This window comes from Mucilaginibacter sp. P4_G9 (assembly GCF_056400985.1).
In genome coordinates this window covers 1-26,122 of the sequence record NZ_JBFUKF010000031.1, presented here as the reverse complement: position 1 = coordinate 26,122, position 26,122 = coordinate 1, and the positions used below count along the sequence as shown (strand labels likewise).

The 26,122-nt window shown below is 42.7% G+C and carries 28 protein-coding genes; 24 read left to right on the top strand and 4 right to left on the bottom strand.

The features are described 5' to 3' along the window. The coding region (locus AC1DPZ_RS05275) for a hypothetical protein (protein WP_477401737.1) at nt 1–383 on the bottom strand (383 nt) is incomplete at its 3' end. Between the two features lie 517 nt (nt 384–900). Here AC1DPZ_RS05275 and AC1DPZ_RS05270 point away from each other — a divergent pair. From AC1DPZ_RS05270 to AC1DPZ_RS05205, 14 genes are all read left to right on the top strand, one after another. Then, a complete protein-coding gene (locus AC1DPZ_RS05270) occupies nt 901–1,485 on the top strand; it encodes a C40 family peptidase (protein WP_477401735.1) in 585 nt (194 codons plus the stop codon). Between the two features lie 455 nt (nt 1,486–1,940). Next, on the top strand, nt 1,941–3,509 hold the full coding sequence (gene flxA / locus AC1DPZ_RS05265; RefSeq protein ID WP_477401734.1) for a flexirubin biosynthesis tyrosine ammonia-lyase FlxA: 1,569 nt from the start codon (nt 1,941–1,943) through the stop codon (nt 3,507–3,509). Nucleotides 3,510–3,554: 45 nt separating this feature from the next. Beyond that, nucleotides 3,555–4,283, top strand: a complete 729-nt coding sequence (gene flxB / locus AC1DPZ_RS05260; protein WP_477401732.1) for a flexirubin biosynthesis SDR family reductase FlxB — start codon at nt 3,555–3,557, stop codon at nt 4,281–4,283. Between the two features lie 102 nt (nt 4,284–4,385). Beyond that, on the top strand, nt 4,386–5,603 hold the full coding sequence (locus tag AC1DPZ_RS05255) for a beta-ketoacyl-[acyl-carrier-protein] synthase family protein (RefSeq protein WP_477401731.1): 1,218 nt from the start codon (nt 4,386–4,388) through the stop codon (nt 5,601–5,603). A gap of 13 nt (nt 5,604–5,616) precedes the next feature. After that, nucleotides 5,617–5,874: a phosphopantetheine-binding protein gene (locus AC1DPZ_RS05250; RefSeq protein ID WP_477401730.1), complete on the top strand. Its 258-nt coding sequence runs from the start codon at nt 5,617–5,619 to the stop codon at nt 5,872–5,874. Nucleotides 5,875–5,942: 68 nt separating this feature from the next. Next, nucleotides 5,943–6,365, top strand: coding sequence for a hotdog family protein (locus AC1DPZ_RS05245; protein WP_477401728.1), 423 nt, complete (start codon nt 5,943–5,945; stop codon nt 6,363–6,365). A gap of 18 nt (nt 6,366–6,383) precedes the next feature. Continuing rightward, nucleotides 6,384–7,055: a hypothetical protein gene (locus tag AC1DPZ_RS05240; RefSeq protein WP_477401726.1), complete on the top strand. Its 672-nt coding sequence runs from the start codon at nt 6,384–6,386 to the stop codon at nt 7,053–7,055. Between the two features lie 112 nt (nt 7,056–7,167). Next, nucleotides 7,168–7,593 carry an acyl-CoA thioesterase gene (locus AC1DPZ_RS05235; protein WP_477401725.1) on the top strand — a complete coding sequence of 142 codons (426 nt, stop codon included), beginning with the start codon at nt 7,168–7,170 and terminating at the stop codon, nt 7,591–7,593. A gap of 139 nt (nt 7,594–7,732) precedes the next feature. After that, a complete protein-coding gene (locus AC1DPZ_RS05230; protein ID WP_477401724.1) occupies nt 7,733–8,983 on the top strand; it encodes an NAD(P)/FAD-dependent oxidoreductase in 1,251 nt (416 codons plus the stop codon). 5 nt (nt 8,984–8,988) lie between these two features. Continuing rightward, a complete protein-coding gene (locus AC1DPZ_RS05225; protein WP_477401722.1) occupies nt 8,989–9,246 on the top strand; it encodes a phosphopantetheine-binding protein in 258 nt (85 codons plus the stop codon). A gap of 173 nt (nt 9,247–9,419) precedes the next feature. Next, nucleotides 9,420–10,061, top strand: a complete 642-nt coding sequence (gene lolA2 / locus AC1DPZ_RS05220) for a flexirubin biosynthesis/transport protein LolA2 (protein ID WP_477401720.1) — start codon at nt 9,420–9,422, stop codon at nt 10,059–10,061. Continuing rightward, nucleotides 10,024–10,656: a flexirubin biosynthesis protein LolB2 gene (gene lolB2, locus AC1DPZ_RS05215; protein WP_477401719.1), complete on the top strand. Its 633-nt coding sequence runs from the start codon at nt 10,024–10,026 to the stop codon at nt 10,654–10,656. Before lolA2 ends, lolB2 begins: the two co-directional genes overlap by 38 nt. Further along, nucleotides 10,657–11,022: an ApeI family dehydratase gene (locus AC1DPZ_RS05210; protein WP_477401718.1), complete on the top strand. Its 366-nt coding sequence runs from the start codon at nt 10,657–10,659 to the stop codon at nt 11,020–11,022. Continuing rightward, nucleotides 11,019–12,464: a cation:proton antiporter domain-containing protein gene (locus AC1DPZ_RS05205; RefSeq protein ID WP_477401716.1), complete on the top strand. Its 1,446-nt coding sequence runs from the start codon at nt 11,019–11,021 to the stop codon at nt 12,462–12,464. The genes AC1DPZ_RS05210 and AC1DPZ_RS05205 overlap by 4 nt, the downstream gene beginning before the upstream one ends. On the opposite strand, the gene flxY is transcribed toward AC1DPZ_RS05205, so the two are convergent. Together flxY and acpS are read right to left on the bottom strand one after the other, a co-directional pair. After that, entirely contained in the window at nt 12,445–13,746 is a 1,302-nt protein-coding gene (gene flxY / locus AC1DPZ_RS05200; protein WP_477401715.1) for a flexirubin biosynthesis putative acyl-CoA ligase FlxY, read from the bottom strand. The two genes, AC1DPZ_RS05205 and flxY, sit on opposite strands and share 20 nt — an antisense overlap. After that, nucleotides 13,743–14,117 (bottom strand): holo-ACP synthase, encoded by a 375-nt coding sequence (gene acpS / locus AC1DPZ_RS05195; protein ID WP_477401714.1) that lies wholly within the window; start codon nt 14,115–14,117, stop codon nt 13,743–13,745. Before acpS ends, flxY begins: the two co-directional genes overlap by 4 nt. Nucleotides 14,118–14,383: 266 nt before the next feature. On the opposite strand from acpS, the gene AC1DPZ_RS05190 reads away from it, so the two are divergent. Beyond that, nucleotides 14,384–14,539: a lmo0937 family membrane protein gene (locus tag AC1DPZ_RS05190; protein WP_477401713.1), complete on the top strand. Its 156-nt coding sequence runs from the start codon at nt 14,384–14,386 to the stop codon at nt 14,537–14,539. A gap of 216 nt (nt 14,540–14,755) precedes the next feature. On the opposite strand, the gene AC1DPZ_RS05185 is transcribed toward AC1DPZ_RS05190, so the two are convergent. Further along, entirely contained in the window at nt 14,756–15,802 is a 1,047-nt protein-coding gene (locus tag AC1DPZ_RS05185; RefSeq protein ID WP_477401712.1) for a hypothetical protein, read from the bottom strand. Nucleotides 15,803–16,172: 370 nt separating this feature from the next. Between AC1DPZ_RS05185 and AC1DPZ_RS05180 the strand changes: the two genes are divergently transcribed. From AC1DPZ_RS05180 to AC1DPZ_RS05140, 9 genes are all read left to right on the top strand, one after another. Next, complete coding sequence (locus tag AC1DPZ_RS05180; RefSeq protein WP_477401711.1) at nt 16,173–17,228, top strand: AAA family ATPase; 1,056 nt, start codon at nt 16,173–16,175, stop codon at nt 17,226–17,228. Nucleotides 17,229–17,421: 193 nt separating this feature from the next. Beyond that, nucleotides 17,422–18,303 carry a DUF58 domain-containing protein gene (locus tag AC1DPZ_RS05175; protein WP_477401710.1) on the top strand — a complete coding sequence of 294 codons (882 nt, stop codon included), beginning with the start codon at nt 17,422–17,424 and terminating at the stop codon, nt 18,301–18,303. Further along, a complete protein-coding gene (locus tag AC1DPZ_RS05170; protein WP_477401708.1) occupies nt 18,300–19,262 on the top strand; it encodes a hypothetical protein in 963 nt (320 codons plus the stop codon). The genes AC1DPZ_RS05175 and AC1DPZ_RS05170 overlap by 4 nt, the downstream gene beginning before the upstream one ends. Beyond that, complete coding sequence (locus AC1DPZ_RS05165; RefSeq protein ID WP_477401707.1) at nt 19,259–20,263, top strand: vWA domain-containing protein; 1,005 nt, start codon at nt 19,259–19,261, stop codon at nt 20,261–20,263. Before AC1DPZ_RS05170 ends, AC1DPZ_RS05165 begins: the two co-directional genes overlap by 4 nt. Nucleotides 20,264–20,266: 3 nt before the next feature. Further along, nucleotides 20,267–21,307, top strand: a complete 1,041-nt coding sequence (locus tag AC1DPZ_RS05160) for a vWA domain-containing protein (protein ID WP_477401705.1) — start codon at nt 20,267–20,269, stop codon at nt 21,305–21,307. Next, a complete protein-coding gene (locus AC1DPZ_RS05155) occupies nt 21,304–22,065 on the top strand; it encodes a tetratricopeptide repeat protein (protein WP_477401704.1) in 762 nt (253 codons plus the stop codon). Before AC1DPZ_RS05160 ends, AC1DPZ_RS05155 begins: the two co-directional genes overlap by 4 nt. 18 nt (nt 22,066–22,083) lie before the next feature. Further along, nucleotides 22,084–23,919, top strand: coding sequence for a BatD family protein (locus AC1DPZ_RS05150; RefSeq protein ID WP_477401702.1), 1,836 nt, complete (start codon nt 22,084–22,086; stop codon nt 23,917–23,919). 1 nt (nt 23,920) lies between these two features. Then, on the top strand, nt 23,921–24,682 hold the full coding sequence (locus tag AC1DPZ_RS05145; RefSeq protein ID WP_477401700.1) for a tetratricopeptide repeat protein: 762 nt from the start codon (nt 23,921–23,923) through the stop codon (nt 24,680–24,682). 369 nt (nt 24,683–25,051) lie between these two features. Continuing rightward, nucleotides 25,052–25,738: an SIMPL domain-containing protein gene (locus AC1DPZ_RS05140; RefSeq protein WP_477401699.1), complete on the top strand. Its 687-nt coding sequence runs from the start codon at nt 25,052–25,054 to the stop codon at nt 25,736–25,738. Nucleotides 25,739–26,122: the final 384 nt, after the last annotated feature.

Sequence of the window (26,122 nt, the reverse complement as noted above, 5' to 3'; positions counted from 1 at the left end):
GTTTTTATACTTTCCCCGGTCTCTATCCCGTAAGCGCTTAGTTCCAGTAATAAGGGGCTAAAATGCAGCAGATCCTTGCCCCGGAGTTTATAATCCGGCCGGGTTACTTTAAGCACATAAAAGAAAATGAGGGGGCCAAGTGCCAGCGAAAATTGTAGCGGCAACCGGCTCCAAAAAGGAACATAGTCTGCCAGCCGGATGTCAATCGCCAATAACCGGGTTATCCACAAAGCAACAATTGCCAGTGCTATTGCCAAAAATCGGTTTGCCGGCCGATTTGTTTTCCTGGTGAACCATAAAAGCAGGATGAAAGTGAGGCCGATAAAAATCGTTCCGAGCAACGCAACGTCATAAAGGGTAATATGGAATGTATATGGTTTCAATTAAATTAACTGCCTCAATCGCTGTTCCAAACCAATAAGAGGCTAATAGTTAGAATATTAACGGATAAGCTGAAATGGATGATGTACCAAAACCGCACGAAGTATGTTCGGTTTTGAAATAGCATTTTGGACTAATACTTCTCAAATCAGCACGCAAGCGGTTCGGGCTACCTAAATCCCTTTTTTACGGTTTTCGAGTGTTACTTGTTATGACAGATAACGCATGTATACTATTTTTTTATACTATTTCAACCGCAGATTGCGGACAATGAGCTCTTTGTTGATTCATTAGTGAGCAGTCCGGTGCGGAAAATCCGGAATAATACACGAAACTTATAGGCATATAATGGGACCAGAAGACGTTAAACTCACAGTGAAAGCTATTTGAGGCTTTTTTGTTTTTGAATAACAAGAGCCGAAATTTTCTTCCTATTATTACCACATGCATCTTCATTTTGGCTTTCAGGTTCTTTTTTTGGCTTTGCTATCATTTTTTAAACCGGAGAAACCCGATTTAATGATCACCGCTAAGCATCATAAAACGGGTAAAATTCTCAAAACGCATAAGCACTTCCGCGTACATTACAGATCAGCAAACATAGATACCGCAATTTCAACAGCATGTACAACGCCTGCTGAATTAGTGACTTTTGCTAAATCGCTCAAAGGTATAAGATATCGGTTTGGCTCCACCAATCCCGAAAAAGGGTTTGATTGCTCGGGGTTTGTTAATTACGTATTTCATCATTTTGGAATAACCATCCCCAGGAGTTCTTCGGATTTTGTGGGTGTTAACAGCCGGGTAGACCTGAACGAAGCGAAGCCGGGAGACCTGATATTGTTCACCGGGACGAAAAGCAGAAGAAGGGCCGGGCATATTGGTATAATTGTATCATTGCCGGGAGAACCAATAATGTTTATACATTCTACATCGGGCAAGGCAAACGGGGTTACAGAAACACCTTTAGATGATTATTATATGGGTAGATATATGAAAACTATCCGATTATTTACAGGCAATAACGATAGTTTTATTGATTCGAAAGATGATTTGCAAGGTATAGATGGAGCGATTGATCGCTCGTCGGGTTCAAAACCCTGAGGCCGGCAGTTTGATCCTGCTCCAAGCTGCTTGATAATAAGGCATTTACGATAAAAAGCAAATGCCTTTCTTATTTCAGAATTTCTTTTTATCATTTTAGATTACAATCCATAACCGCGTTGGCCTTCATTGAAAATATGAGCAATAAGTTTACTTGGTATTAATATATACCTCTCCTTATAGGTTATAATTATTTAATAACAAGTAATAATTATAACCATGCCGGTCGTTTCTTAATAATGTATGTAACGTTTTCAATACTTATCTCGTCTGCATAATTACATTTATAATATATGTCAAATTGCTTAACATTTATGCCGCTATTGAACAGCAACCCTTTATCAACAAAGCAGCCAAATAGTATCATATTTGAAATATTTATCCTATTTTCGGACGTTTTTTGTATGAATTTTTAACACATTTTTACCTTTTATTTCAATAAATATATTTAGTTCATGATACATATAGGAGGGCGGTACCTTACAGCCGATGATTTTTCCAAGATCCTGTTTGATGATGAGAAGATTGGATTAGATGCATCGATTGTAAAGAATGTAGAGGTTAATTACCAGTTTTTGCAGGGCTTTTCATCAAATAAACTGATATACGGTATTAATACCGGCTTTGGGCCAATGGCGCAATACAAGGTTAGCGAAGAAAACCTGCTGCAATTGCAGTATAACCTTATCCGCAGCCATGCTTCGGGCGGTGGCAACCTCATGCCCCCAATATTAGTGAAAGCATTGATGATTGCCCGGTTGAACAGCTTTATGCAGGCCCGCTCCGGTGTACATATCGACCTACCCCAACTGCTTGTTGAATTAATAAATAAAGGCATAGCGCCCAATGTTTACGAGCACGGAGGTGTAGGCGCATCCGGCGATCTTGTACAGTTAGCTCATTTAGCCCTGGTACTGATTGGCGAAGGCGAATCAGACTACAAAGGCGAACAGCATTCTACAGAAGAGCTTTTTAAAGAAATCGGAATCACTCCTCTTTCTATTAAGATCAGGGAGGGCTTAGCCATCATCAATGGCACATCGGCCATGACAGGCATTGGCATGGTGAACATTATCCAGGCAAAAAAACTGCTGGAATGGTCAATCGTATTATCGTCCATGATCAACGAAGTGGTGCAGGCTTTTGACGACCATTATTCATACGAACTAAACGTGGTAAAACACCACAAAGGCCAAAACGAAGTTGCAGCCATTATGCGCGATGTGTTAACAGGCAGCAAAATGATCCGCGACCGCTCCGAGCACTTGTACAACCCCGATAACCTTAACCAGGAAGTATTTTTAGATAAGGTACAGGAGTATTACTCCCTGCGTTGCGTAACGCAGGTATTGGGACCTGTTTACGATACAATTTTCGAGGTTGAGCGTGTGGTAACTGATGAGCTGAACTCGGTGAATGACAACCCGGTTATTGATCATGATAACAAGAACATTTTCCACGGTGGTAATTTCCATGGCGACTATGTTTCCCTGGCGATGGATAAGCTGAAGATAGCCATTACCAAGCTTTGCATGCTATCAGAAAGGCAACTGAACTACCTGCTGAATGAAAAGCTGAACCAAAAGTTCCCGCCGTTTGTTAACCTGGGCGTATTGGGCTTTAATTTTGGGATGCAGGGGATGCAGTTCACCGCTACATCAACCACAGCCGAAAACCAAACATTATCATACCCGATGTACCTGCATAGCATCCCTAACAATAACGATAACCAGGATATTGTAAGTATGGGCTGTAATGCTGCATTAATGACCAAACGGGTTATCGATAACACCTTTGAGGTACTGGCCATACAAATGATGGCTATTTTACAGGCGATTGATCACCTGGATTGCAGCGAAAAACTATCGCCAACAACCAATACTGTTTATACCGACCTGCGGGCTATATTCCCTAAGTTTGTGGAAGACAAGCCTAAATACAAAGATATGGTGAAGGTGAAGCAATACTTTGAAAAGGCTGAGCATGTACATCTTATAAAAAAGAGAAAGTCGCACATTTTATAGCAACAGGGCAAATTATTTCAGTAAAACCATTAAACAGATCAGTAAATGAAATGTGCATTAGTAACCGGCGGATCAAGAGGAATAGGCAGGGCCGTTTGTTATAAACTGGCTTTTATGGGCTATTACGTGCTGGTTAATTATAAAAGTAACGAAACAGAGGCGCTTCATACGCTGTCAACCATAAAAGAAAATGGCGGCGATGGCGAGATCATCAAATTTGATGTGGCCCGCAAAGAAGATATCAGGACCGTTTTAGGTAGTTGGATAGAAACCAATACCGAAAAATATATTGAAGTGCTGGTAAACAACGCGGGTATTAAGGATGATACCCTGATGATGTGGATGAAGGATGAGCAGTGGGACAGCGTTTTAAAAACCAGTCTCGATGGTTTCTTTTATGTTACCCAAATGGTTTTAAACGGCATGCTGGTAAAAAAATACGGGCGTATCATCAACGTAGTATCACTGTCCGGTCTTAAAGGTTTGCCGGGGCAGGTTAATTACTCAGCTGCCAAGGCCGGTGTAATTGGTGCTACCAAGGCCCTGGCACAGGAAATAGCCCGTCGCGGGGTTACCGTTAATGCCGTGGCGCCGGGATTTATTAAAACGGATATGACCGAAGGGCTGGATGAAAAAGAATTAAAATCCATGATCCCGATAAAGCGTTTTGGCACTGCCGAGGAAGTTGCCCACGCAGTAGGCTTTTTGGCCTCGCCCGAGGCATCCTATATAACGGCCGAAGTGCTCTCGGTTAACGGAGGCCTTTATTCATAATTAATCATTTGTTTACAAAAGCATCATTTTAATATTTCAGGGGTTAAATATTTTTATTTAGTTTTAAAGTATTTGCAAATTGAATAAGCCGGCAATAGTGTTATGAACAGAGTTGTGATCACAGGGATGGGTATTTACTCGTGCATAGGGAAAAACCTTAATGAAGTAAGGGATTCGCTATTTGAGGGTAAATCAGGAATAATGCTTGATTCCGTACGTAAGGAATTTGGTTACCGCTCGGGCTTAACCGGCTTTGTAGACAGGCCAAATCTAAAAGAAAAACTCGACAGGAGATCGCGCATCATGCTGCCCGAACAGGGCGAATATGCCTACATGGCCACCATTGAGGCATTGGCACAGGCAGGTATTGATATGGATTATCTTGACCAAAATGAAATAGGTATTTTATACGGTAACGATAGCTCGGCAAAGCCGGTGATTGATTGTACCGATATTATCCGTTTAAAAAAAGATACCATGCTGGTTGGGTCGGGTTCGGTTTTCCAAACCATGAATTCCACCGTGAGCATGAACCTGGCTACCATTTTTAAGCTTAAAGGTATTAACCTTACGGTAAGTGCAGCCTGCGCAAGCGGATCGCACGCAATTGGCCTGGGCTACCACCTCATCAAAAGTGGTTTACAGGAAGGCATTATATGCGGTGGCGCGCAGGAGCTTAACCATTTTTCGATGGGTAGTTTTGATGCCCTTTCGGCATTTTCAACTTTAGAAGCAACCCCAACAAAAGCCTCCCGCCCTTTTGACCGCAACAGGGACGGCCTTGTTCCAAGCGGAGGTGCGGCAACTGTAATACTGGAAAGCCTTGAATCGGCACAACGCCGGGGCGCCCATATATTAGGCGAAGTTATTGGTTACGGCTTTTCATCAAATGGCGGTCATATCTCGAACCCTACGGTTGACGGTCCTGTACGCTCTTTGACCATGGCTTTAAGGGATGCTGGTATGGGTGCTGCAGATGTTGATTATATCAACGCGCATGCTACCTCAACCCCTGCAGGTGATGCCAGCGAGGCAAAAGCCATTCATGAAGTTTTTGGATTGAGCAAGCCGCTGGTAAGCTCCACCAAATCGATGACAGGGCATGAGTGCTGGATGGCCGGTGCAAGCGAAATAGTATATTCTATGCTGATGATGCAAAATTCGTTCATCGCGCCAAACATTAACTTCGAGAACCCGGATGAAGATTCGGCCAGGTTAAATATTGCAACAACTACTATCGAGAAAAATTTTAATGTATTTTTGTCTAATTCTTTTGGTTTTGGGGGCACAAATTCGTCCCTTATTATTAAAAAATATTGATTAACCTAACCTTATGCAATTTTTAGAGATCATAGAAAAAACAAATGCTTTTTTGGCCGAAGAGTTTGAGATCGACGTAGAAAAGATCACTCCGGAAGCAAACCTTAAAGATACCCTTGAGCTTGACAGCCTGGATTACATTGACCTTGTGGTTGTAATTGAAAGCAATTTTAGCTTTAAGGTACAGCCCGAAGATTTTGTTGGCATCGTTAACTTCCAGGATTTTTACGAATATGTAGATACCAGGGTAAACGCTAAGGAACTGGCATAACTGCCAATCGATGCCGGATATTAAATGCCCGGTATTAATTAAAAAACTATTAAATCTACCTTAACCACATGTTTATTCCTCCTGCCAATACACCTGATCTTATCCCGCAAAAATTTCCATTTGTGATGATAGATAATTTGACCTGGACGGATGAGAAAAGCAGCCGCACAACATTTTGCGTAAAGGCGGATAACGTGCTGGTAGAGGATGGCAAATTTAGCGCAGGCGGACTGGTTGAAAACATAGCGCAAACAGCCGCTGCAAGGGCCGGTTATCTTGCTCAAAACCAGGAAAAACCCGATTCGATAGGCTATATAGGGGCCATCAAAAACCTTGAAGTGTTTTCATTGCCTAAAATAAACGATACCTTAGAAACAGAAATTATTATTGATAATCAGATATTTGATGTTACGCTGATATCGGGAAAAGTAAAATGTGGAGAAGAAACACTGGCCCAATGCCAGATGAAAGTATTTATAATTAAACAATAAATAAATTAAAATCTACAAATGAAACCTACACAAAAAACATGGCTGATAGCCTTTTTATTAACAGCAGTAAGCAGCTTACCTGCTGCGGCCCAAAGTACCAAAGCAGACATTTTTTCGGGCAGCGCCAGAATTACCTGGTTAGGTATTGATTTTACACAAACCAAATTTATAGGAACCGCTAACGCCAAAGTATTTGGTATTGGTAAAAGAGAAAATAATGGCGATGTAAGCCAGGAGGAATTCAGAGATGATTATACTTTAGGGTGGAACCGCCTGTTTGTAAATGAGCAAAAAAAATATGATGTTGCCGAGTCTATTCATCACAGTTCGGTTGATTATGCCATCGACGTAGCCAAGGCCTCAAATGCTAAAGCAAAATTTGATAAACTTTATTCTGATAACCCAAGTGATTTTAAATTAATAGACGAGGCAAAGATCGCATCGGTTGTAAAAGATTATGATTTTCAAAATCATGAAGGTATTGGTTATATATTTTTTGTGAGCGGTATGAATAAGGGAATGGACAAGGCAGGTGTTTGGATAACTTTTATTGATATGAAAGCAAAAACGGTATTACTTACCAAATACTATGAAGGCAAGCCGGGAGGCTTTGGGCTTAAAAATTACTGGGCAAAAGCCTTTTTAAACGTAATGAAGGACGTGAAATACGATTACAAAAGCTGGAAATAACAAACCCGGTTTGTGGGAGTAAAATGAATTGGCGCTCTGTAATAGTGCCAGTTCATTTTTTATAAAACAAGTACCGGGATAGATACTTATCACCGTAACTAAAAAAGATAAATTGCAAAAAACACTGATACATGCCACCGAGATAAGCGTGAAATTTAGCGAGGTAGACTCGCTGGGCATTGTGTGGCACGGGCACTATGTGCGTTATTTTGAAGATGGCCGGGAGGCTTTTGGAAAAGCATACGGTATAGACTACCTTACAGTTTACAACAACCAATACGTAACACCAATTGTAAAAATTGATTGTAATTATAAACAGGTTTTGCGGTACGGCGACAGCGTAATTATTGAAACAGAATATGTACCCAGCGAAGCCGCACGTTTGAATTTTAACTATCGCCTGTTAAACGCGGTTACCGGTGAGGTAGTGGTAACAGGCTCAACCGTGCAGGTATTTTTAAACCGCGATAATTTTGTGCTTCAATTAACCAATCCCCCTTTTTTTGAGGAGTGGAAAAAGAAACATTCGCTTGCTTAATTGGTATTATTATATTTAAAGGATTTAACAACCGCCATACGAACCTTAAATATATCATAAATAACATAAATGCTTAGGGTTTTGATTGACAAGCCAACGGCAATACTAACAATAAACAAACGCTAAAGAATTTAAATAAATGAATACGGAAAAAGTTGATGTGTTGGTAATTGGCGCTGGTCCGGCTGGTACTGTGGCCGCCTCTATTGTGAATAAGGCCGGTTTCAAAGTTAAAATTGTTGAAAAGCAAAAATTCCCCCGCTTTGTGATTGGCGAAAGCCTGCTGCCCCGTTGTATGGAAGCATTAACCGAAGCGGGTTTTGTTGAGGCTGTGGAAGCAAAAGGCTTCCAGAAAAAATTTGGGGCAAAGTTTGTGAAGAATGGCGTGATCTGCGATTATTACTTTTCTGACCAGTTTACCGATGGCTGGAACTGGACCTGGCAGGCACCACGCGCCGACTTTGATAAAACCCTGGCTGATACCGTTGAAGCAATGGGCGTGCCCGTGCATTATGAAACTACCGTTACCGGTATTAAATTTAACGGATCGGATTCAGTTACCACTGTTGAGGATATTAATGGCAACCAAACACAAATAGAAGCCCGTTTTATTATAGATGGCAKCGGGTATGGCAGGGTGATACCTAAGTTGTTCAACCTGGAAAGGCCATCCAACATGTCGGAGCGGAAAGCGTTGTTTGCACATACCAATGATATCAAGCGCCATTTGGGCGATGAACCAAACCGGATAACTATAGTAGTACATAAGCCTGGTGTGTGGGTATGGGTTATTCCGTTTTCAAATGGTATCACTTCATTAGGCTTTGTAGGCAACCCCGAGTTTTTTGACCAATACCAGGGCAATAACGACGAAGAAAAGCTGCGAAGCATCATAGCGTCTGAACCTTATTTGAGCGACAGGTTTGAGGGCGTTGAATTTGTTTTTGATCCTAAAATATTGCAGGCATGGAGCAGTACTACCGATACCTTTTATGGTGATGGCTTTGTGCTTACCGGTAATGTAACTGAGTTTTTAGATCCCATCTTTTCATCGGGTGTAACGCTGGCCACTGTATCCAGTCAAAATGCGGCACATTTAGTTATCCGCACCTTAAACGGCGAAACTGTTAACTGGGAAAAAGAATATAGCGAAAAGGTAATGCAGGGTGTAAATGTTTTTCGCTCCTATGTTAATGCCTGGTACGAGGGTACGCTGGATACTATCTTCTTTGCGGAGTCATTCGTGCCCGAAATAAAAAACATGATCTGTTCTGTTCTGGCGGGATATGTTTGGGATTTGGATAACCCATATGTTAAAAACCATAATAAAGCGTTAAAGAACTTAGCAAGAATAATTCAGCTAAGGGATCGGATTGATCAAAAAGTATAATAAAAATGGACAAATTAATAAATGATCTGAAAATACAGATTATAGACCAGTTAAACTTACAGGATCTTAAACCGGAGGATATTGGCGATGACGAGTCGCTGTTTGCCGATGGCTTGGGTTTAGATTCCATTGATGTTTTGGAGCTAATAGTGCTGATGCAATCAAACTATAAAATTAAACTTTCGAAGGCCGAGGACGGACCAAAGGTTTTTCAATCGGTACGCACCATGGCCGCGTATATTACAGCTAACCAGGCTGCATAAAATTAGGCACGAATATTTGTAGCAGCTTACAATTAAAACGAATTGCACGAATTTTAAAATAACAATGATTAGTAAAATTCGTTCTCATTTTTGTAATTAGTGCTTGTTCAAAAAATTAACGTCAATTCGTTCCTATTTGTGAAATTCGTGTCTATTTAACTTCAATTTTTACTGTGAAAATCTATAGATTACTCATAACCCTGGTCGTATTATCGGCAACCTTTACAGCAAGGGCACAGCATGTGGGTTATGCCCAGCTTACCGATCTATCCCGGTTTAAAGAACAGTTTGCAGCCACAGCTCAAAAAACCACCTGCATTAAAAGTGATTTTGTGCAGGAAAAAAACCTTGGTATGCTGGCCGAAAAGATCACATCGAAGGGGAAATTCTGGTTTAAAAAAGACAACATGGTGCGGATGGAATATACCCAGCCATCCAAATACCTGATGATTATCAATAAGGACAATATCCTGGTAAAGGATGAGCAGAAAGAGAATAAAATCAATGCCGGATCAAACAAGCTCTTTAGGCAGATAAACCGGATAATTGTTGATTGTGTGCAAGGTTCTATCCTGGGCAATCCCGATTTTAAGGTTAAGGTATTCGAGAATAAAAGTAATTACCTGGTTGAGCTTTCTCCGTTATCAAAAGGGATCAAAGACTTTTTTAAAAGTATCAATATCTCTGTTGATAAAAAGGATAACTCGGTAAGCACCATCGATATGCAGGAACCATCGGGCGATAATACCACCATTCGTTTTATAAATAAAGAGATAAATGTCAACCTCCCGGATGCGCTTTTTGCTGCTAAGTAGTTGCCTGCTGTTGCTGGTTAGCTGCTCTTCGGTTTATAAAAACCTGCAACCCACAACCGGCAATTTTAACCACGTCTACAAATTCAGGCCCCGGTTTTCGGTTGTATTGTACAAAGCACAGATTGATGTTACCAGTCACCATTTGAGCGGCCTGCTGTTGATGAAGGTTATGCCCGATAGCAGTACCCGCATTGTGTTTTCTAACGAGATGGGCGTAAAGTTTTTTGATTTTGCATTTTTGAAGGACGGGAGCTTTAAGGTATATTCAATTGTTCAGCAAATGGATAAGGGGCCGGTGATAAAAACCCTGATGAAAGACTTTGATTTAATACTGATGCGCCAGCAGGGCAGTCATGAACGTTATATGCTGAAAGATAGTGACCACGTGTATTATGTATTGCCCCAGCAAAAAGGAGCCAACTACTATATCACCAACAAGGCCGGAGACTCCTTGCTGCGAATGGAAAAATCATCAAAAAAGAAACCGGTGGCAGTTGCCACTATGATGAACTATAAAAATGGCGTACCTGACAGCATCAGTATTGACCACAAAAACTTTAAATTTACCATCGGTTTAAAAAAAACAGAACGATAAATGCTCCGGGAATCCTTTTTTCAGTTTACAAACCCGCAAACAGACGGTAATACTTCAAAAACTACCATCACGCTGAATGCCGCACACCAGATTTTTGAAGGGCACTTTCCCGGGGAACCTGTGGTGCCGGGTGTTTGTATGATGCAAATGGTTAAAGAAGTTTTGGAACACATCCTGGGCACAAAAACCAAATTGGTAAAGGCCGGAGATATGAAGTTTTTAGCCATACTAAACCCACAGGTAAACAGTACGGCCGAGATGCAGATAACGCAAACAGCGGTTGACGATAGCACCCTTAAAGTAGATGCGCTGATTCAACACGAAGCCGCCACATTTTTTAAATTTAAAGGCGTTTTTACAAAATGAAGAAATTCAGAAGCGCGCTATTCTATATTGCCCTTATCGGGATATTCTCCTTTATAATTTATTGGCTTTTAATACATGGTAAGGATCTTGAACAGGGTCGTCATGTGGTCTTGCTTAAAACCAGCACCAAAAGCGCTGTGAGCCAGCTTGGGGATAGTTTAATGCATAATTTGACCGGTCCGCTGGCTATATTACTGGCGCAGATAGCGGTTATTATTGTTGCCGGCAATATAGCAGGTTGGGTATGCAGTAAACTTGGGCAGCCTCGTGTAATAGGTGAAATTTTTGCAGGTATCGCTTTAGGCCCATCGTTAATTGGCAGGTTTTTCCCGGGATTTTCACATGCTTTATTCCCCGCCCAATCATTAGGAACTTTGCAGTTTTTGAGCCAGGTTGGCCTTATCATATTCATGTTTGTGATAGGTATGGAGCTTGACCTTGGCGCCATCAAAAACAAAGCGAAAGACGCGTTGGTGATTAGCCATGCCAGTATCATTATCCCTTTTACTTTGGGCGTGGGTTTAGCCTATTTCATTTACCGGTCATTGGCGCCTGCAGGCGTTCCGTTTTTTTCATTCGGCTTGTTTTTAGGGATTTCCATGAGTATTACAGCCTTCCCGGTATTGGCCCGCATTTGCCAGGAAAGGGGTATCAACAAAACACGCCTTGGCGCTTTGGTTATCACCTGCGCTGCTGCCGATGATATTACCGCATGGTGTATACTTACCATAGTTATAGCTGTTGTTAAAGCCGGTTCGGCTATGAGTTTTGTATACACTGTATTAATGGCTATTGCCTACGTGCTTTTTATGCTGAAAGCCGTAAAACCGTTGTTGAAGGTGATTTACAGCCGCAATATTAAACCTGGTTATTTGGGAATCCCGGTATCAGTGTTTTTTTTAACGCTCATCGTATCAGCTTATACAACCGAGGCCATCGGCATCCATGCCCTTTTCGGGGCGTTCATGGCCGGCATTGTAATGCCCGGTAATATCAACTTCAGGGAAGTATTTATTGAGCGGATAAAGGATGTTTCCCTGTTTTTGTTGCTCCCGCTATTTTTTGTATTTACCGGTTTGCGTACGCAAGTAGGCTTGTTAAATGATGCTTATTTATGGAAGGTATGCGCTATGGTGACTTTAGTTGCCATTGCCGGGAAGTTTGCAGGCAGCGCACTTGCCGCTAAATTTGTGGGCCAAACCTGGAAAAACAGCCTGAGTATAGGCGCATTGATGAATACCCGGGGATTGATGGAACTGATTGTGTTGAACATTGGCTTTGACCTTGGTGTACTTAACAAAGAAGTATTTGCCATGATGGTGATTATGGCGCTGGTAACCACTTTCATGACCGTGCCTATTCTGGATGTGATTAATAAGGTGTTTGGTAAAGCCACGGAGGACGAAGTACCTCAACCCACCACTATTTCCGGCGATCAATAAATTTAAATGGTTTTCGGCCCGATTCTTTGTACTGCATTTGCTGGATCTCATCGTACTGCACATAGGTAACATGAGGACTAACCCGCAACCTTGCCTGTAAATTGGCCCGGATCTTCCGGTCGCATTCATCGGTATAATTAATGGGGAGGATATGCAGCAGTACTTCGTCCATTCCTATCTCGTTTGAATAAACTTCGGCCACAAAATCCAGGATCTCTTCCATTCCGTTTAACAGATCAAAAAGGGAAGGCGGATAAAGCGTGGTGCCTTTAAATTTGATCATTTGTTTTTTACGGCCAATTATAGGCGATAACCGTAAAGTTGTACGCCCGCATTTGCAGGGTTCATCAAAATATTGACAAATATCGCCGGTTTTATAACGCAAAAGGGGCATCCCTTCAACACCTAAGGTTGTAATAGTAACCTCACCCGGTTCGCCTGGAGCAACTTGCTGATTTTGCTCGTCGAGCAGTTCTACAATCAGTAATTCGGGCTGGTGGTGGCCTCCTTTGCCTTGTCCACATTCCGTAAACGCTGTTTGCATTTCGGTAGAGGCATAAGTAGAATAGAGCTTGATGTCCCAGGCATCGGTAATTTTTTTACCGAGAATATTCAATGAAAAATCAGTATTCCGAATGTTTTCGCCAATACAAATAGCTTTTTTTACGGTGCTTGCATTGATATCGATGTTGTGCTCACCGGCGTATTGGATCAGCTTATAAATAAACGATGGCACTGCAACAATAGCAGTTGGCTTTAATCTTAAAATAGTATCCCACTGTAATGAAGGTACACCTGGCCCCAGGCGGATTATGCCCGCACCTATCATACGGATGCCTGAGTAATAAGCCAGCCCGGCCATAAACTGCCTGTCGAGCGTAAGCATCAGTTGGTACACGTCATCGGGCCTGCCATCGGCACAAATAAACGAGCTGTATTCATTATAGGTAAGTCGCTGCAGATCGTTCTCGGTAAGTGCAACAGTGACAGGGCTGCCCAAGGTGCCCGATGTAGAACTGTATTCGATGATCTTATCGCGGCTAACGCACATAAAATCATCATTACGCATCTGCAGATCCTCTTTAACCGTAGTAGGGATCCGTTTCAGGTCATCGAGCGTTTTTATATCGTCAATACGGATGTCGTTAGCGGCAAACAACTCTTTATAAAAAGGCGAATTCTGGTTAAGGTAAACCAATAATTGCTGTAGCTTTTGCTCCTGCATAGCAACTATCTCTTCTTTTGACTGATGTATTGGTGTATGTGCTGATTGCGCTGTCACTTTTCTATAATTACGATGGCTGATGCTATTGTTTTAAGGTGGGTTAATGATACGGAAATTTTTAATGGTCCCCGCTGTTTTAATGTTTCGGCAGTTTGCCCAATTAATGTAAGTTCTGGTTTTCCATCTGCATTATTGCTTATTTCTATCTCGTTAAATGCGGTTCCGTTTAACCAGCCGGTACCCAGTGCCTTAAAAAATGCCTCTTTAGCTGCAAACCTGCCTGCATAATGCTGGTATTTATCGGCCTTAAGCTCGCAGTAGCTAATCTCTTTTGCAGAGAATACCAGTTCCCGAAAGCCGCTTTCTTTGGCAATTTTAATGGCCACGCGGTCAACTTCTATCATATCTATCCCAACACCGGCAACCATCAGTTTTTATCAGGTTAAGTTTATTTATAATGCAGCGTAATCTTATTCATGATCACAACATCATCTGCAAAAATAATATTTGCTTTGTATTTTGAGGGATATATTTAGGTGCAGGATCATTTTCTCTGACTGAGACAATATGCGTGTATGCCTGTGTTTTCTTGTCCTTAATAGATACGTAACGAGCACCCGTTTATTTTTTTAAAACATTTTCCCATCAACAGGCATTATATATATATGAAATCATTAACTAAAAACAAATTATCATGAACTCACTATTGTATATAATTGCCGTTATCCYGATAATTGGCTGGGCAATCGGCGTGTTTTTCACCTCTGTAGGCAGCCTCATCCATGTATTACTGGTGATAGCTATAATTGCCATATTGTTAGGTATTATCAGAAGACCAACGGCTATTTAAGCCGAAAAAAAAATATAGCTCCATCATTGGGGCTTGCTTAGCCCATTGGCAACCGTACCGGTCACAAAGGCCGCCCTGTTGCAAGCCGCTGCCGAAATAAGAAAGCGCTGGCTAAATAAAGCCCCTCACTATATAAACAAACATTAAGCCGCTACGCAAACGCGCAGCGGCTTAATGTTTTGCCCCGATTACGATGTTGTATTGACCCCGGGCTGATCAAAACGCCACGTAAGCCAAAACTGTGTTTTGTTTCTTACTTCCATTGGCATCGGTAATAACCAAAACTCCTTTACGATATAGCGTTAACCCTTCCCAGTTATTTTTATATCCGGGGAAAGTGGCCACCTGTTCCCATTTGCCGTCTCTTCGGTTTTTAAGCCTCACAATGCGGGCATAAGTGGTTTTAGATGATTGTAAATATCCGGCATCTTTAACCAAACTATCCCGCAGATCGGGGATAGTGTTTTTTATATTTTCTTCCTGGTGGTTGAGTTTGTCGTTATCCAGATAGTATTTATAATCCCCGTTCCAGAAGTAGTTGATACCATAAATTGCATCTTTAGCACCAGCAGTAATATCTGTTACCCTGAAATATAGCTGAGGGACCTTAATTGCTTCCGGCTGATTGGTAAATGAGGTGTCAATTAAATAGCCCTGCCCGCCGGCTGGCATCCCGTTATATTCGTAATAAGCAAGCAGCTTTTTTTCCTGGGGCAGCCAGGTAACAGCTTCAAAGCCGGCGTTATAAATAAACTCCGGTCGTTTTAGGTTGACGATGTGCAGCGGATCAATAATTACCTGGTTGTTAACGGTATCGAGCCGGGCTTTCAGCAGGTAGCAATTTTCATATTTATCATCAGTCTCGATAGATAAAAACACGGTATTGTTTACAATGCTTATCGCCTCAAAGCCTTCGTATTCATCACCCACATTGTCCGGCAGTTTATCAAGGTTTATCACCTTTAGGGTTTTATAGGCCGATAATGCACTATCCTTACCATCAACCACGCGGTTTATGCTATCGGTAAGCAGACTATAGATCAAAAATTCGCCTTTTAAATTATCCTTTTTTACCAGGGTTTTATGGTCGCCATATTGTGGCAGCAGGTAAACCCGGTTACCGTAGTTACACATGCCCGAATATTCCTCGCCAACTCCGATGATGGCATTTGGCAAGGGAATGGTTTTGTAATTATTTTGACCATAAGCAAAGGCAGAGAAACACAAGGTTACAGCTAATAGTAGCGGGAGTTTTTTACACATATCGATTATACTGATACAAAACTAAATATACATTTTATTTTGGTTGTAATGTAAGAGTTACCTGTAGGTTAAAAAAGGGGTTCGGGTTGCGGGTTGCGAGGTTCGGGGATTTGTTATTGCGGGCGATGCTTACTGCAAACGACGATATGGCGAAGGAGATACTCCCCGCACCTCGTTCCACGCATCCCGCGACTCGAACCTCGCAACCCGAACCTCGCTCCCCGCGCCAAATTCCTCCCCGCCACCAATAAAACCCTATATTTACAGCTAACACTAAAAGATTTAACAAAATTTAACATTTAAACGTGGAATTTTTTTAGAAGAAAAAAGTTTGTGTGTTTAAGTTTGCTCTCGAAATAAAAAAGGGTTCATGGAAGAATTAAATATTAATACCGAAAATGTTTCATCGGGCGCTGTTACCGGTAGCACATCGTATTCAACCGATATCAGGGCGCTGAACGAAATGATACAAAAGGAAAGTGCCTTTATCGATCTGCTTAAAATGGAGATGGATAAAGTGATCATTGGGCAAAAATATATGGTTGAACGTTTGCTGATCGGTTTATTAGCCGATGGGCATATCCTGCTGGAAGGTGTACCGGGATTGGCAAAAACCTTAGCCATCAATACGCTGGCCAAAGCTATCCAGGCTGATTATAGCCGGATCCAGTTTACTCCCGATTTGTTACCCGCCGATTTGGTTGGTACCATGATCTATAACCAGAAAAAGGAAGAGTTCATTGTTCGTAAAGGTCCGTTGTTCTCCAACTTCATCCTGGCTGATGAGATCAACCGTGCACCTGCCAAAGTGCAGAGCGCATTGTTAGAGGCCATGCAGGAGCGCCAGGTAACCATTGGTGATAATACCTTCCCGCTGCCAAATCCATTTTTGGTGCTGGCAACCCAAAACCCTATTGAGCAGGAGGGTACTTACCCGCTGCCCGAGGCGCAGGTTGACCGTTTTATGCTGAAGGTGGTGATTACTTACCCGGATAAGGAAGAAGAAAAGAAAATTATCCGCGCCAACATATTACCCGGCGGTATGCTGAAACCTTCACCGATCATTAAGCCCGAAGAAATCGTTCGAGCACGTAAGATCGTTCGCGAGGTTTATATGGACGAGAAGATTGAGCAATACATCATCGATATTGTTTTCGCTACCCGTTTCCCCGAGCAGTTTAAACTGGCGCATTATAAAAACCTCATCACTTTTGGCGCGTCGCCAAGGGCAAGTATCAACCTGGCTTTGGCTGCCAAGGCTTATGCCTTCATCAAACGCCGCGGTTATGTGATCCCGGAGGATGTGCGTGCCATTTGCCATGATGTGTTACGCCACCGTATAGGTTTAAGTTACGAGGCAGAGGCGGAGAATATCACCAGCGAAAATATTATTACGGGGATCTTGAACGCGGTAGAGGTACCGTAAGGCATTCTCAACGCCCTCATTAACCCCGTTGCCATTTTGATGAGCCAGCGGAGGGCATGAGGGCAAGGTCCGATCTGCACAGCCTGACGCTGGGTGTATAAGATTTCTCACTATCGTTCGAAATGACACTTTTTTGATTTTAAAAATTACAAGTAAAAGTCTTCTCCTTTAGGAGAGGATTTAGGAGGGGTTAATGGCTAAGGATACCAAAGAGCTGCTAAAAAAGGTAAGGAAGATTGAGATAAAAACCCGTGGGTTAAGTAACCACTTATTTTCGGGCGAATATCACTCGGCTTTCAAGGGGCGGGGTATGGCCTTTAGCGAGGTGCGCGAGTACCAGCTTGGCGATGAGATCCGTACCATCGATTGGAACGTTACCGCCCGTTTTAACCACCCTTATGTAAAGGTGTTTGACGAGGAGCGCGAGCTTACCGTTATGTTGCTGATGGATGTGAGCGGATCTGAAAACTTTGGCACCCAAAACCAGCAAAAGCAGGACCTGGCTACCGAGCTTTGCGCGGTGCTTGCCTTTTCGGCCATCCAAAATAATGATAAAGTAGGGGTGATATTTTTTAGCGATAAGATAGAAAAGTTCATCCCACCCAAAAAGGGACGTACCCATATCCTGATGATCATCAGGGAGCTGATAGATTTTAAGCCGGAGAATAAAGGTACTAACGTTGCCGTGGCTTTGAAATATTTTACCAGCGTTATCAAAAAGAAATGTACAGCATTTATTCTTTCAGATTTTATCAGCCCCGGTTTTGAGGATGAACTGAAGATAGCCAACAAAAAGCACGATATTATTGCCTTAAGGCTGTATGATAAACACGAGGAAGAATTTCCTAACCTGGGCCTCATCCCGATGAAGGATGAGGAAACAGGCGAACTGCTTTGGGTAAATACAGCCGACGCGCATGTGCGTAATGCCTTTAAGGCCGATGGACTAAGAAGGAATGGCATGCTGAAGGATACATTTAAAAGATCTGGTGTTGATTTTACCAGCATCGGCACTCATGAATCATACGTAAAACCATTAATGACACTATTTAAAAAGCGGGAAGGCCGGAGATGATCAAGTTTTTTAAATATTCCCTGGTACTATTGCTTACCGTTACTTTTTACAATGCTTTTGCCCAGGCCCCACAGGCGGGAGCAAAGCTGGATAGGGCCACCATACTAATTGGTGAGCAAACTCAACTACACCTGAGTATTAAATTCCATGTGAAGGATAAGGTGGAATTCCCGGTACTGGCAGATTCTATTGCCGGGAAGGTACAGATTGTAAGCAGCAAAACAGATACACTGTTTGATAAAAACGATGTTAGCTTAGAAACTATCCATAAAAGTTATACCATTACCGGTTTTGATAGCGGTGCGTATGTAATACCATCATATGCATTTAAAACTACCGCAGGGCCGGCTTTTACCCAGCCACTTACTTTAATGGTGCAGCCGGTAGCGGTAGATACCACCAAAGCTTTTTATGATATTAAGCAACCGCTTGCTATAAAATATTCATTTATTGATTGGCTGCGCGATAACTGGCCATGGGTTGTTGGCGGACTACTTGTTATTTTAATTATAGCCGGCATTATTTATTACCTTAAAACAAGGCCCCAAAAGGTGGTAGTTATTGAGCCGCCGAAACCTAAAGTACCGGCCCATATTATAGCCTTGCAAAAACTTAATGCGCTGCGCGATAAAAAGCAATGGCAACAGGAACAACAGGTAAAGCAGTTTTATATTGAACTGAGCGAGGTGATTCGCGAATACCTGGAGAACAGGTATGCCATAACAGCGCACGAACAAACATCTGAGGAGATTTTTGCAAGTTTGAGGTTTATGGATATTGCCGATGAGAACAGGAACACGCTGCGCCAGACGCTTATCCTTGCCGATTTAGTGAAATTCGCCAAAGAAAAACCACTGCCTTTTGAAAATGAACAAAGCCTGGAAAATGCCATCGGTTTTGTAAACAGAACACAGCAGGTATATCAGCCACAAACAGCAAAAGAAGAGGGGAACAAATGAGCTGGTTTAACGGAATAGAATTTGCACATCCCGGATTTTTCTGGTTACTTATCAGCATACCGCTTATGGTTGGCTGGTACATCTGGAAACAAAAGCAACTGCAGGGTAGCCTGGGTGTGCCTGCCTTAAAGGGATTTACAATAATTAAAAAAAGCATGCTGCCAAAGTTCAGGCATTATGCAATTGTGCTGCGCTCATTAGCGATGGCTGCATTGGTTGTAGCGCTGGCAAGGCCTCAGTCGTCATTAAGCTGGCAAAACAGTACCACCGAGGGGATTGATATCATCATCGCCTCAGATATCTCGGGTAGTATGCTGGCCGAGGATTTTAAGCCCAACCGCCTGGAGGCTGGCAAAGAGATAGCCATTGATTTTATAAAAGGCCGCCCTGATGACCGCATTGGTTTGGTGGTTTTTAGTGGAGAAAGCTTTACACAATGCCCGCTCACTATTGACCATAGTGTGCTTATTAATATGTACAGCGATATCAAAAACGGGATGATCACCGATGGAACCGCCATAGGTATGGGCCTGGCAACCGCGGTGAATCGCCTGCGCGGCAGCGAGGCCAAAAGTAAAGTAGTTATATTGCTTACCGATGGTTCCAACAACTCGGGTTCGATACCGCCTATAACCGCTGCAGAAATTGCCAGGCAATTTAAGGTAAGAGTGTATACAGTAGGTTTGGGTACCAATGGCTTTGCGCCATACCCGGTACAAACACCTATGGGGGTTCAATACCAGCGCATGCCGGTAGTTATTGATGAAGGTACACTTTCAAAAATTGCCAGTATAACGGGCGGCAAATATTTCAGGGCCACTAATAACGAAACACTTAAGAATATTTACACACAGATAGATAGGCTGGAGAAAGCTAAGATTGATGTTACCCAGTACCGCAAAAAAACAGAAATGTTTTTGCCTTGGGCCATTATCGCGCTGGTTTTATTATCGCTTGAATTTGTATTAAAAAACACCCTGTTTAAAGGGGCTTTAACTTAATAGATGCTACGTTTTGCACATATAGAATTTTTGTGGGGATTGGTTATTATACCGGTGTTCATCATCCTGTTTTTAACGGTGAGCATCTGGAAAAAGAAAGCCATTTCATCGCTTGGGGATAAAAATGTGGTGAAGTTAATGATGCCGCAGGTTTCTATGTCGAGACCGTGGTGGAAGTTCATTTTCTTTTTGGTTGCTTACGCGATATTGATAGTAGGCACAGCCGACCCACAGATAGGTTCAAAAACCGAGGAGGTAAAACGCAAAGGTGCCGACCTGATGATCCTGCTTGATGTATCCAACAGTATGCTTGCACAAGACCTTGCGCCTAATCGCCTGGAAAATGCCAAACGGGCTATTGCCCAGCTGGTTGATCGTTTACATAATGATCGTATTGGTATCATCGTGTTTGCAGGGCAGGCCTTTGTGCAGCTGCCCATCACAACAGATTACTCGGCAGCAAAGCTATTCCTCAATACCATCAACACCGATATGGTGCCTACACAAGGCACGGCAATAGGTGCGGCAATAGATTTGGGCATGCAGTCGTTTGATTTTAAAAACGGAACAGGCAAGGCCATGATCATCATTACCGATGGGGAAAACCATGAAGATAATGCGGTAGAAGCAGCCTCAAACGCCAAAAACCGGGATGTATCTGTACATGTGGTTGGCGTTGGCTCGCAGGAAGGCGCTCCTATCCCTATTTATGAAAATGGCCGCCCGGCAGGTTTCCATACCGATAGTGTTGGCCAGCAGGTGATAAGTAAGCTAAACGAGGATATGGGTAAGGAGATATCAGCAGCAGGTGGAGGTGTTTACGTGAGGGCTAATAATACCAACAGCGGGCTGGGTATTGTGATGGACCAGATCAACAAAATGCAGCGTAAAACTTTGGATACCAAGTCATTTAAAGATTTTGAAGACAGGTTCCAGTTTTTCCTGGCCATCGCTTTTGTATTGCTGCTGATAGAGTTTTTTATATCAAACCGTAAAAACATGCGGCTGAGCGGGATAAAATTATTTGAAGTAAAAAAGTCATGAAGCACTTGATCATCGTTGTATTATTGGTACTGCAGGCTTCATTCCTTTTTGCCCAGCAGGAGAAAAAGTACATAAAAAAAGGTAACGAGCTTTACCTGGAAAAGAATTATAAAGAAGCCGAAGAGAATTACCGTAAATCTGTCGGAAAAACCGATAAAACGGTTGAGGGTAACTTTAACCTGGGCGATGCCCTGTACAAACAAAAGAAATTTGATGAGGCCCAGCAGCAATTCAATAAGATTGCATCTACATCAAACAATAAACAGGTTTTGGCCAATGCCTACCATAATTTAGGGAATTCCCTGCTGGAGAAGAAAAAGCTGGAGGAAAGTATTGCCGCCTATAAAAAATCGTTGCTGAATAACCCGACCGATAGCCAAACCCGGTACAACCTGGCATACGCCCAAAAAATGTTGAAAAAACAGCAGGACGATAAAAAGAAGCAGGACAAGAATAACAAAAACGATAAGAACAAAGACAAGGACAAAAAGAATAACGACGATAAGAACAAGGACGATAAAAATAAAGATAAGGACAAAAAAGATCAGGATAAAGACAAGAAAAATCAAGATAAGGATAAGAAAGATCAAGATAAAAAGGACCAGGATCAGCAAAACCAGCCGCAGCCCAATAATGTATCAAAAGATGATGCCGAGCGGATGCTGGAAGCCCTGAACAATGATGAAAAGCAAACGCAGGATAAGCTGAAAAATAAAAAGCTGAAAGGCGCAAGGGTAAAAATCTCCAAAGACTGGTAAGCCCTATATTTATAACACATGAAGTTAAAGTATTACATATCGCTCCTCCTGCTGTTTTGTACCGGTGTGCTTTTTGCTGCCGATGTAAAATTCACCGCATCGGTTAGTAAAACTGAAGTGGGTACAACAGAACAGTTTGAGGTTACCTTTAGCTTAAATGGAAACGGCGATAAGTTTACCGCACCAGGCTTTAGCGGCTTTTTGGTGGTATCGGGGCCCAATGTTTCCCAAAGCATGAGTATTATTAACGGTGCTTCATCCGCAAGCATGGCTTACAGTTTTGACCTGGTGGCCGTTAAGCCGGGCACTTACACCATTGGGCCGGCAACAATAGTGGTTAACGGCAAAATGCTAAGCACTCAACCCATAAAAATAAAGGTAGTTAAAGGCACAACGGCAGCTTCGGCACAGCAGGCCGCGGCGGCTCAGCAACAACAAAGGGGAGGGCAGGTTCAAAGTATTACATCGGGGCGGTCAAGGGATATTAACAAAGACCTGTTCATCAGGGCCGATGTAAGTAAAACCAACGCTTACATAGGCGAGCAGCTTACCCTAAGCTACCGCCTGTATACGCGCGTGGCGCTGGTAGGTAACGAGTTGGAAAAAATGTCGGACCTGAATGGTTTTTATAGCCAGGAGATTAAAAATCAAGACCCCAACAATGTTCACTGGCGAATAGAAACCATAAAGGGACTAAAATATAATGTTACCGAGATCAAGCAGAACATTCTTTTCCCCGAACATGCCGGTAACATCACCATCGATCCGATGATCATGAATTTTATTGTGCGGGAGGCTGTACAATCTGCCGATCCCTTTGATGCTTTTTTTGGCGGCGGCAGCTATAATGATGTTAAATACAAAATTAAAAGTATCCCGGCGGTTATCCATGTAAAACCACTTCCCGAAGCCGGTAAACCCGCTGGTTTCAGCGGTGCGGTAGGCCGGTTTTCTATCAATACATCGGTAGATAAAAAAGAGCTTAAGGCAAACGAGCCGCTTAACTACAAGATCACGGTAAGCGGCAAGGGAAACCTGAAGCTTTTGAAGCCGATGGCCCCCGAGTTCCCGGCTGATTTTGAAAAATATGACCCCAAGGTAACCGATACCATTACCGATAATGAAAACGGCGAATCGGGTACCCGCGTTTATACTTACCTGCTGATACCCAGGCATGGCGGCAGCTTTAATATCGACCCGATCAAATTCTCGTATTTCGACCTGTCGGCAGGTAAATATGTAAGCGTACAAACCAGGGGCTTCCCAATAAAGGTTGCCAGGGGTGCTACCGAAAATAACGTAACCTCCTTAGGCGATTCTGATAAGCAGGACGTTAAGCTGCTGAACAAGGATATCCGCTATATAAAAACCGATGCCGGCGAGATTGCCAAAAATAAAGATGGTTTTTATGGTTCGCCGTTATATTACTTCCTGTTGATATTTGGTCCGCTATTGTTTGCGGGGGCTTTGGTATACGGCAAATGGTACGAAGTGGCCAACAGCGATGTGGTTAAAGTAAAAAGCCGCAAGGCCGGTAAAATTGCCGCCAAACACCTGGCCAGCGCGAAGGCGCAGTTATCGGCAAATAATAAAAGCGCCTTTTACGAAAATGTGTTCAGGGGCCTGTATGGTTACCTGGGCGATAAGCTGAACATTGCCGCTGCCAACCTTAACCGCGAAAAGATTGCAACCGAGCTAAAAGCCCGGTCGTTAGATGAACCGACTATCAACGAATTGCTGGAGACATTAGACCTGTGCGATATGGCCCGCTACGCGCCTGTTTCGGGCATATCAGAACAGCAGATGTTTGATAGGGCAAAAAACATGATCAATAACATTGAAGAAAAAATATAACATGCTGAAGCGTTGTATCTACCTGTTGCTGCTCATTATATCGCCATTACTGGCTTTTAGTAATGATGATGCCGCTGCTTTGTTCAAAAAGGGGAACGATCTGTATCAAAAGTCAAAATACAAGGATGCCGCGGCTGCCTACCAAAAAATGGTGGACGATGGCTACCATTCATCGGCCCTGTATTTTAACTTAGGGAACGCTTATTACAAAACCGGCGATATAGCCCCCGCTTTGCTATACTACGAAAAAGCGCGCAAGCTATCCCCCGGTGATGAGGATATCCGGGTTAATATTCAATTTGCCAATTCAAAAACCGCAGATAAGATTGAAGAGCCTGTTGAGTTTTTTATCAGTAAATGGTGGCATGGCTTTATCCTGGCTTTCCCCGCGGATACGCTGGCAGTGCTGAGTGTGTTGCTGTTCCTGGCGGGATCGGGTTTGTTGGTCCTTTACCGTTTTACAGGTTCGGTGGGCATAAAAAAAGCATCTTTCTATTCGGCTATAGTATTATTGATCCTGGGGATGGGTACCGTTTTTATAGCCGGCAGGCAGGCCCGTTACTTTGAGGCCCATCACGAAGCCATTATTTTTACCCCCTCGGTAACAGTAAAAAGCGCACCTGTAGATTCATCCAAAGTTGTTTTTGTACTGCACGAAGGCACAAAAGTTAATATTCTTGAAAGCAACAGCAAATGGGTAAAAATACGATTGGCTAATGGCAATGAAGGCTGGATTGGCAGCGGGGACGCGAAGGAGATATAAATCCTGTGTACAATCCCGCCGCTGTTGTGGTAAAACTTCGCGAAACACTGAAGGGGAAATGACGTTTTAAAAGGTTTGTCATCCTGAACGCAGTGAAGGATCTATTCGCAGACTGTACAGGGCGAAGAAGCATGGTGAATAATAGATCCTTCACTGCGTTCAGGATGACAAGAAGGTTTTTTTGAAAACACGTCATGGGTAGGTACAATCTAAATTCAAAAAGCTCCTAAAAGATGAAATTTTTTCAAACAAACCACCACTTTTTTCCTTCCATAGCTATAGCTCAATAAATAATTAACCTTACCTGTTACATATTAAACCATTGGCACGTTACCTAAGTCATAACACACAAAATATATAACATCACACATGAAGAAGCTATTTATCCTTGCAACCCTGCTAACATTTACTTATTCGGCCTTTGCGCAAACTGTTGATCTGCGCCGCAAAATAGAAGTTACCGGCACTGCCGAGCAGGAAGTTACCCCCGATATCATCAACGTTACCATTTCGCTGCAGGAATATATGGATGGTAAAAAACACATCCAGATCTCTGACCTCGAAGCCCAGCTCGAAAAAGCCGTTAAAGATGCGGGTATTCCCGCTGCCGATTTTACCGTGAACAATGTATCTGCCTGGAATAATACCTTCCAAAAGAAAAAAGCACCCGACTTTTTGGCCGGCAAACAATATGGCCTGCGCATCCGCGACCTGAACAAGTTTAACCAAATTGTATCCAAAGTTGACCCAAAAGGTATACAGTCGACCAATATCGACAGCTACGATTATTCAAAGATCAATGAATTAAAAAACGAGCTGAAATTAAAAGCCCTGCTTTCGGCCCGCGACAAAGCTTCATTCCTGCTGGCAGGCTTAGGCAACAAGCTGGGCGACGTGCTTAATATAGCTGAAAGCGACAATAGCAGCTTTCCACAGCCACGCCAATACAACACCATGGCGTTCAAATCTGCCGTAGCAGATGCCCCTGAATCCGATATCGACTTCAAGAAAATCAAGATCAGCCTGCAAATTAGCGCGGTTTTTGAGATAAAGTAAAAGCCCAACAACTTCCGAAGAGTTTTGACTGGCTAAACGTTCTGCCTATTATTAGGTAGGGCGTTTCTTTTTTTATAGACCGCCGGGCACCCACCAGACAGGCTGGAAAAAATAGTAAAGAGATAGATTGTATTAAAAATTAATCGTCATTGAATAACCACCAGCCCAGCTGGAAAAAACAGTAATGACATGTATGGATACCACAACCTCCTCGTGATCGTCATTGCGAGTAACTACCAGCTTGAACTGGAAAAAACAGTAATGACACTTGTTGATTATATAGCTGCTAAAGGTTAGTCTTGCAAAAAAACAGAGCAAGCTACATACCCCGTATAAACCCTTGGGGCCGACCAGAGCCCGTTTGCGAGTTTGGGACGGTCACTC

What these genes read in the sequence shown, in the direction of transcription:
- AC1DPZ_RS05170 (WP_477401708.1), top strand. Translation starts at nt 18,300, where the DNA reads ATGATCAAGTTTTTTAAATATTCCCTGGTACTATTGCTTACCGTTACT.
- AC1DPZ_RS05180 (WP_477401711.1), top strand. Translation starts at nt 16,173, where the DNA reads ATGGAAGAATTAAATATTAATACCGAAAATGTTTCATCGGGCGCTGTT.
- AC1DPZ_RS05150 (WP_477401702.1), top strand. Translation starts at nt 22,084, where the DNA reads ATGAAGTTAAAGTATTACATATCGCTCCTCCTGCTGTTTTGTACCGGT.
- lolB2 (WP_477401719.1), top strand. Translation starts at nt 10,024, where the DNA reads ATGTCAACCTCCCGGATGCGCTTTTTGCTGCTAAGTAGTTGCCTGCTG.
- AC1DPZ_RS05250 (WP_477401730.1), top strand. Translation starts at nt 5,617, where the DNA reads ATGCAATTTTTAGAGATCATAGAAAAAACAAATGCTTTTTTGGCCGAA.
- AC1DPZ_RS05185 (WP_477401712.1), bottom strand. Translation starts at nt 15,802, where the DNA reads ATGTGTAAAAAACTCCCGCTACTATTAGCTGTAACCTTGTGTTTCTCT.
- AC1DPZ_RS05155 (WP_477401704.1), top strand. Translation starts at nt 21,304, where the DNA reads ATGAAGCACTTGATCATCGTTGTATTATTGGTACTGCAGGCTTCATTC.
- AC1DPZ_RS05245 (WP_477401728.1), top strand. Translation starts at nt 5,943, where the DNA reads ATGTTTATTCCTCCTGCCAATACACCTGATCTTATCCCGCAAAAATTT.
- AC1DPZ_RS05165 (WP_477401707.1), top strand. Translation starts at nt 19,259, where the DNA reads ATGAGCTGGTTTAACGGAATAGAATTTGCACATCCCGGATTTTTCTGG.
- AC1DPZ_RS05240 (WP_477401726.1), top strand. Translation starts at nt 6,384, where the DNA reads ATGAAACCTACACAAAAAACATGGCTGATAGCCTTTTTATTAACAGCA.
- AC1DPZ_RS05270 (WP_477401735.1), top strand. Translation starts at nt 901, where the DNA reads ATGATCACCGCTAAGCATCATAAAACGGGTAAAATTCTCAAAACGCAT.
- acpS (WP_477401714.1), bottom strand. Translation starts at nt 14,117, where the DNA reads ATGGTTGCCGGTGTTGGGATAGATATGATAGAAGTTGACCGCGTGGCC.
- AC1DPZ_RS05160 (WP_477401705.1), top strand. Translation starts at nt 20,267, where the DNA reads ATGCTACGTTTTGCACATATAGAATTTTTGTGGGGATTGGTTATTATA.
- AC1DPZ_RS05140 (WP_477401699.1), top strand. Translation starts at nt 25,052, where the DNA reads ATGAAGAAGCTATTTATCCTTGCAACCCTGCTAACATTTACTTATTCG.
- AC1DPZ_RS05145 (WP_477401700.1), top strand. Translation starts at nt 23,921, where the DNA reads ATGCTGAAGCGTTGTATCTACCTGTTGCTGCTCATTATATCGCCATTA.
- AC1DPZ_RS05225 (WP_477401722.1), top strand. Translation starts at nt 8,989, where the DNA reads ATGGACAAATTAATAAATGATCTGAAAATACAGATTATAGACCAGTTA.
- AC1DPZ_RS05205 (WP_477401716.1), top strand. Translation starts at nt 11,019, where the DNA reads ATGAAGAAATTCAGAAGCGCGCTATTCTATATTGCCCTTATCGGGATA.
- AC1DPZ_RS05210 (WP_477401718.1), top strand. Translation starts at nt 10,657, where the DNA reads ATGCTCCGGGAATCCTTTTTTCAGTTTACAAACCCGCAAACAGACGGT.
- AC1DPZ_RS05175 (WP_477401710.1), top strand. Translation starts at nt 17,422, where the DNA reads ATGGCTAAGGATACCAAAGAGCTGCTAAAAAAGGTAAGGAAGATTGAG.
- flxA (WP_477401734.1), top strand. Translation starts at nt 1,941, where the DNA reads ATGATACATATAGGAGGGCGGTACCTTACAGCCGATGATTTTTCCAAG.
- AC1DPZ_RS05255 (WP_477401731.1), top strand. Translation starts at nt 4,386, where the DNA reads ATGAACAGAGTTGTGATCACAGGGATGGGTATTTACTCGTGCATAGGG.
- flxB (WP_477401732.1), top strand. Translation starts at nt 3,555, where the DNA reads ATGAAATGTGCATTAGTAACCGGCGGATCAAGAGGAATAGGCAGGGCC.